Origin of the sequence: Azospirillum sp. B4, assembly GCF_000333275.1 — a bacterium.
In the GTDB taxonomy this organism is placed as follows: Bacteria; Pseudomonadota; Alphaproteobacteria; order Azospirillales; family Azospirillaceae; genus Nitrospirillum.
In genome coordinates, this window is the sequence record NZ_BACU01000342.1 from 1 (window position 1) to 6,600 (window position 6,600).

The window sequence follows — 6,600 nt, forward strand, 5'->3', positions numbered from 1 at the left end:
GTACGGGCGACGTTCACGGTGATGGCCACGGACACTTCCGGATGCAGAACCAGACGGACCTTGAACAGGCCCAGGGTCTTGATCGGGGTGTCGATGGCGACCTGGCTGCGCTCCACGGCGGTGCCGGTGGCGGTGACCGCCTCGGCGACGTCACGGGCGCTGACCGAACCGTACAGGATGCCGGTTTCGGCCGACTGACGGATGATGATCACCGACAGGTCGGCGATCTTGGCGGAGACCTTCTCGGCCTCGACCTTGCGCTCGGCGTTCTGCGCTTCCAGCTTGGCCTTCTGGCTTTCGAAGAAGGCCAGGTTGTCCTTGGAGGCGCGCAGCGCCTTCTTCTGGGGCAGCAGGTAGTTGCGGGCGAAGCCCGGCTTCACCGACACCACTTCGCCCATGCGGCCGAGCTTCTCGACGCGCTCCAGCAGAATGACTTCCATCTTTCCTACTCCCTTACTTCACGATGTAAGGCAGCAGGGCGAGGAAGCGGGCGCGCTTAATCGCGCGGGCCAGCTCACGCTGCTTCTTGGCGGACACCGCGGTGATGCGGCTGGGCACGATCTTGCCGCGCTCGGAGATGAAGCGCGACAGCAGCTTCACATCCTTGTAGTCGATCGCCGGGGCGTTCGGACCGGAGAACGGGCAGGTCTTGCGACGGCGGAAGAACGGACGACGGCCACCGCCGCCACCGGCCGGACGCGGGGCGCCGGCGTTACCCTGGGTTCCGAAGCTCATGCCCGGTCTCCTTCAGAAGAGGCTTCCATGCGGCGGGGCGGGCGGGGGCCGCGATCACCGCGGTCGCCGCGGTCACCACGGTCGTCGAAGCGGCGCGGACCGCGCTCGCCACGCTCACCGCGTTCGCCACGCTCACCGCGATCGCCCTTGTTGGACAGCATCGCGGTCTGGCCTTCCTCGATCTTCTCGATCCGGATGGTCATGAAGCGCAGGACGTCTTCGTTCAGGCCCATGTTACGTTCCATCTCGGTAACGGCGGCCGGGGCGGAATCGTGGGCGAAGTAAACGTAGTGGCCCTTGCGGTTCTTCTTGATCTTGTAGGTGAGGGTCTTCAGACCCCACTGCTCGACCTTGGCGACCTGGCCACCGTTCTCCTTCAGGATGCCGGTGAAGGTCTCGGTCAGGCCTTCCACCTGAGCGGACGTGATGTCCTGCCGCGCGATCAGCACGGTCTCATACAAAGCCATTTGATACTCCCCATGGCTGTTACGTGGTCCGCCGCTGTGGCCGTTCCAGGAGTTCCGGATCATTCCGGAGTCGCGGATCGGATCAGCCGCACGGACCTAGCCGGCGCCATGGCTCAGGCACCGGCAAGGAGCGGTTGAAGCGGGGGCTTATAACGGAAAGCAGCTGGTTGGACAAGGTAAAAGATGGTCCGCCGGCCGCCCCGTCATGGCGTACAGGCGATGGGCGGCCACCGCCACGCAGTCCGCCGCCTCCGGGGCGGTTTCCGTCACGCTGATGACGGACATGGTGTTGAACCAGGGCCTGGCGGCGGTGCCCAGCCCGGACCAGTCCGTATTGGTGCCCACCCGCCAGCAAGGCAGGCCAAGCGCGCCCGCCAGTTCCCCCACCGCGGTGGGGGCCGAAATGACAAGGTCCAGCCCTGTCATCAGGCCGGCCAACCCTTCGATGTCCTCGCGCAAGTCCAGGTCGGGCCAGCGGTGCAGGGTGATGCCCAGGTCCTGCTCCACCGGCCTGATCTCGGCTTCCGTGGCGCTGTATTGCAGGGTTACCGGAATCACCCCGGGCAGGGTCAACAGGGGCCGCCAATCCGCCAGGCTGGTGTAGGCGCCGGAGCGGTCGCCGCGCAGGATGCCGCTGCGCCAACAGATGCCGACCCGCACGCCGTCACCAAACGTCGCCAGCCGGTCCCGCCATGACGCCGCCACGTCGGCCCGGGCCGTCAGGAAAGGCGCGCCCGTCCAATCCGCGAGGCCGGGACGCAAGAGGGCCGGCAGGCTGCCCATGGGCAGGTGAAGGTCGACGTCCGTGACCACCGGAACCTTTCCGAGACCGGATGACGGCGCCCGTACCACCACCCCAGGCAAGGCGCGGCCGAACAGGCCGACCAGGCGCGGTTCGCATTCCACCACCAGCTGCCCGCCCTCCGCCGCCACCCGGGCACGCAGGTCCGGCAGCAGGCTACCGAACATGACTTCGTCGCCCAGTCCTTGCTCCCCCCACACCAGCAGGCGTTTGGCCCGCAGGTTTTCCCCCCGCCATTGCGGCATGGGGAAGGGGCGCCAGTGCGGCGCCATTTGCCGAGTCCGCCAGCGGGTCTCATAACCCGCCCATCCGGCCACCAGGTCACCGGCCGCCAGCTGGATGAGCCCCAAGGTGAAGCGGGCGTCGACCTGGTTCGGATCCAAGGCGAGGCTCTGGCGGTAAAGATCAGCGGCGGCGTCCTGTTGGCACAGCGCCTGCAACGTGGTGCCGAGATTATAGACGATCTCCGCGTCCCCTGGTGTCAGGGCCAGGGCTTGGCGGTAGTGCCGTGCCGCGTCGTCCAGCCGGCCCAGGCGCTGCAGGATGGTGCCCACCGTGTCCAAGGTGGCGGCGTGGCCGGGGCGCAGGTCCCGCGCCCGCTCGGCATGGGACAGCGCCTGGCGCAGCAGGCCGGGATCGCGCACCAGGATGTCGCCGGCCAACAGCCGGCTGAGGTTCAACTGGGCGTCGGCGTCGTCGGGCGCCAGGGTGACCGCCTGGCGCAGGCAGGCCGTGGCCTCATCCAGCCGCCCCTGGGCCTGCAGCAGGGCGCCCAGGTTGTTCAGGGCGTCGGCGTTGCCGGGTTCCAGCGACAGGGCATGGCGCAGATGGGCCGCCGCCGCGTCCAGATCGCCCAGGTCCTTCAGGACCTTGCCCAGGTTCACCTGCGCCACGACCAGGCCCGGGTTCAGCGCTAGGGCGCGGCGATAATGGACGGCGGCTTCGTCCAGCCGCCCGTGCGCCTGGCGGGCGGAGCCCAGCCCATTATGGGCGTTGGCGTAGTCGGGCTTCAACGCCACGGCGCGTTCGTAGTGCGGCAGCGCCTCATCCAGCCGGCCCAGGTCCTTCAGCGCGTTGCCCAGGGTGTTGTGCGCCTCCGCATGGTCGGGCTTCAGGGCCAGCGCCCGCTTCAGCGCGGCCACGGCATCGGCCGGACGGTTCAGGGCCAGCAGCACCGTGCCCAGGTTGGCGTGGAAGAAGGGGGCATTGCCGTTGGCGGCGATGGCCTGGCCGATCAGCTCTACCGCCGCCGCGTGGCGGCCCGTCTGGTGGTGGATCACGCCCAGCAGGTGCAGGCCGTCGGCATGGCGGGGGGCCAGGGCCAGCACCTGGCGGTAGGCCGCCTCCGCCTCATCCAGGCGGCCGGCGGCATGGTGCTGCGTCGCCTGGCCGAACCAGGTCTGGGCCTGGGCCGCCTGGGATTGCGCCGGGGCGGCGGGGGCGCCCTGCTTCTTGTCCAGGCGGCGCTGGTTGCGGTTCATGGATCTTCCCCGGGCGGTGACTGATCGCAGACTAGAGCAGATCGTGGAGAGGCGGAATCGCCTTGGAGCGTGAATCTGCTCGCGGACAGACTCAGCTAGAGCCGGCTGTGGTTCCGATTTAGCGCGGCCGGCTCTAGCCTGCCGACGGGTGGTACGTCGATGGTGCCGCGGGGGAAAGACCTAGGGGCCTTAGCCGGCCCGCCGCCGCCGGACCATCACCAGCGCGACACCGGCCACCAGTACGGCCAGGGCTGCCCCGCCGGCGGCCAGCGCCTTGCGATGGTTTTGGCGAATCCAGGTGCGCGCGTGGCGGGCTGGCGTCTGCCACCAGGCCTTCGCGGCGGCGTCGAAATCCGGCGCGGGGCAGGCATGGCCGAAATGGGCGGCCCAGGCCTGGTGGGGGCCGGTCTTGATGTAGCGCTGGTAAAGCGCCCAGGCCCGGCCCTTCGCCTGCTTGTCCTGCGCGACGGCGGCGAGGATGCGTGAACGCCAGACGGGATCGCTGGCGATGGCGGCCTCTTCCTCAGTCCAGCTGTTGATCGCCATGCTGTTGGCGTAGGTCACCGCCCAGCACAGGGTGGCCGCGTACGCTTGGCTGGTGTGGGGCAGCAGGTCGGCGGCACGCTCCGCCGCGTCCGTGGCGATGGAGCGGTAGTGGAAGCGCTGGTCGGGCTGCGGTGCCGCGGCCGCGAAGCGCTGGCGCTCCCCATCCGTGACGAACGCGGCGCCGGCCGGCGGCAGGGCCGTTTGTGAAACACCCCACTCATAGGCCCCCTGCAGGGCGCCGCTGTCCGGGGGGCCTTCGGTGCCCATGATCTCCATGCCCCGGGTGCGGGCCAGCGTGGTGGCCTGGAACCAGGCGCGGGCGCGGCTGGCGGACCACCAGGCGCTGCCCGCCGTGTCCAACGCGTCGACATAGGCGCGGGCATCCTTGGCCACGTCCGGGTTATGGTAATAGGCCAGCGCCTCCTTCCCCCGGCCGGCCCGCATCAGCCGCCGGGCCAGCAGGCTGCGCAGGGCCAGGGGCGCCCCCTGGTAGCGCAGGTGATCAGCTTCCTCGTCATACCTGTAGCCCACGCCCATTCCGTCCAGCAGGGTGTTGGGCCATTGCTTGTTGTCGACCTTGAGCGTCCAACCGGTGACCACGCTGGTCGGCACCTTGGCATCGACATAAGCCTTCAATTCGTCAACGGTCAGCACCCGCTCGGCGACGTGCACGACGTCGCCCCAGTAGGTGTCGGCCACCGGCATCAGCGTATCCAGCGCCGCCACGTATTCGCCCCGCGCCAGGGCCACGGTGCCGCCTTCGCCGATAAGCCGGGTACGCTCGGCCGCCGAGATCACGCTCCCCTGGGGGCCGTCGCCGGTGGCCGGGAAGGCGGCCGCCGCTTTGGCATACAGGCTGGCCGCCTGCGCCAGATCCCCCTTGCGCAAGGCCAGCTTGGCCTCGACCCAGCTGGCCAGCGGTCCCGGCTTCATCGCCGCCAGGCGCGCCGCCGCCTCATAGTCCCCCTTGCGGTAGGCCAACGCCGCCAGCTGGTCGGCGGCGGCCGGCGCCTGCCCGTCCGGCTGGCCAACATGCGCTTGGGCCAGGGCGTCGGTCAGCGCCGTCAGATGCGGAACGGTCGGAGGTGTCGGGTCCTGGCCCTGGTAGGGACGCCAACTGGGCGTGTCCGTCTCGAACGCCAGGACGTGGGCGGCCAGCAGGCGTTGCACCGTTGGATCGGTGACGGCGGCTTTCAACGGATCGGCATTCTCCAGCAAATGAAGGGCGATGAGGTTCAGGGATTCGACCCCCTGGTAGGAATCGTGAGCCGCCTGCTGGGCATACAGCGTCACCGCCTGGGCGAGCGCCGGCACGTCCAGCGGCTTGGTCGCCTCCAGCCGCAGGGTGGCCGGCAGGCTGGCCGCCACCGTGTCGTCATCGGTCCCGGGTGTCGTGACCAGGGCCAGCCCCGCCTGGGCCAGGCGCACCCGCGCCTCCTCCCCCAGGCTGGCCACGCCCAGGCCCAGCGGGTCGGGCGCGCCGGCCTGGGCCAGGGCACGGGCCTTGGCGAAGAAAGCGGCGGCCGCGTCCGCCTGGTCGCGTCGCATCGCCACCCGGCCCAGCATGTAGGCGGCCCAGACGGCGCGCGAGGCGCCCTCCGCCACCGGCAGATCCAGCACCGCCTGGAAGCGAGCGGCCGCCTGGTCCAGCCGGCCGGCGCGATAGTCCACCGCACCGGCGGTGTAAAGGCGCACGGCGGCGGGCAGCTTCTCCCCCTGGGCGTAGGCCTGGTCGCCGTCCTTGGCCGCGCGCATCGCCGCAACCAGCGCCGGTGTTTCGGCCGCGAGGCCCGCCGCTTCGGCGTCCGTGCGGATCTTTGCCCGGGTATCGTCCGTCGCCCAGCGATTCTCCACCGCCTTCATCGTGTCCGTGGGGGGAGCCACCAGGTGCGCCGCCTCCCAGGCGAAGGGATTGGCCGGCGTTTCCGCCAGGGTCACGTCGCGCCGGTCCAGCAGTTGCCAGGGAAAATCCGGCCCGCAGGCGACGGCGACGCCGGCGGCACCGGCCAGCAGGGAAAGGGACAGGGCAAGAAGGCGGCGCTTACGGGCGGACATGGATCACCGGGGGCGAGGGGGAATCGGGGCAGCGCAGCCAGCCCACCGGCCGGCGCTCGCCGGGCGGCAGCAGGCCTGGGGTCAGGCGAACTAGGCGGGGCAGCGCCTGGGGGGACAGGGGATCGCGGGCATAGCCATTGGCGCCGTCGGCCAGGGGGCACACGGCGGGCAGGTCCAGGCCGGATGGCAATTCGGCGTCATCGTCGCCGTCATTGACTAGCAGCAGCGTGGCCAGACCCGGCGTATCCGTCGCCTGGGCCGTCGCCGTGACGCGGCCGACGGGTGTGCCGCCGCGCGCCACCGTGGCCCAGGTCGCCAGCGACCAGGCGCGGCGGTCGTCCGCCGTCGGCAGGCGGAACCAGGCGATGCCCCTGAGGTGGGGCGGGGACTGGGCGCGCAGGGATTTCAGGAAATCCGCCACGTCGGCGGGCCGGGCCATCAGTTCACGGGCATGGGCGCCGCCGGCCAGCAGCGGCGTCTCCCCCTCCACCGTCGCCAGGCTGTCGATGGAGCG

At 70.5% G+C, this 6,600-nt stretch carries 6 protein-coding genes; all 6 read right to left on the reverse strand.

Annotation, left to right across the window (positions count from 1 at the left end):
* On the reverse strand, positions 1–440 hold a 440-nt coding region (gene rplI, locus I55_RS15130), incomplete at its 3' end, for a 50S ribosomal protein L9 (protein WP_044561422.1).
* Positions 441–453: 13 nt separating this feature from the next.
* Complete coding sequence (rpsR, locus tag I55_RS15135) at positions 454–735, reverse strand: 30S ribosomal protein S18 (RefSeq protein ID WP_044561423.1); 282 nt, start codon at positions 733–735, stop codon at positions 454–456.
* Positions 732–1,202, reverse strand: a complete 471-nt coding sequence (gene rpsF / locus I55_RS15140) for a 30S ribosomal protein S6 (protein ID WP_044561424.1) — start codon at positions 1,200–1,202, stop codon at positions 732–734. Before rpsF ends, rpsR begins: the two co-directional genes overlap by 4 nt.
* 147 nt (positions 1,203–1,349) lie before the next feature.
* On the reverse strand, positions 1,350–3,485 hold the full coding sequence (locus I55_RS15145) for a tetratricopeptide repeat protein (RefSeq protein ID WP_049974155.1): 2,136 nt from the start codon (positions 3,483–3,485) through the stop codon (positions 1,350–1,352).
* A 189-nt stretch (positions 3,486–3,674) separates the two neighbouring features.
* On the reverse strand, positions 3,675–6,086 hold the full coding sequence (locus I55_RS39060; protein WP_044561425.1) for a hypothetical protein: 2,412 nt from the start codon (positions 6,084–6,086) through the stop codon (positions 3,675–3,677).
* On the reverse strand, positions 6,073–6,600 hold a 528-nt coding region (locus I55_RS15155; RefSeq protein WP_044561426.1), incomplete at its 5' end, for a DUF3142 domain-containing protein. The genes I55_RS39060 and I55_RS15155, both read right to left, overlap by 14 nt.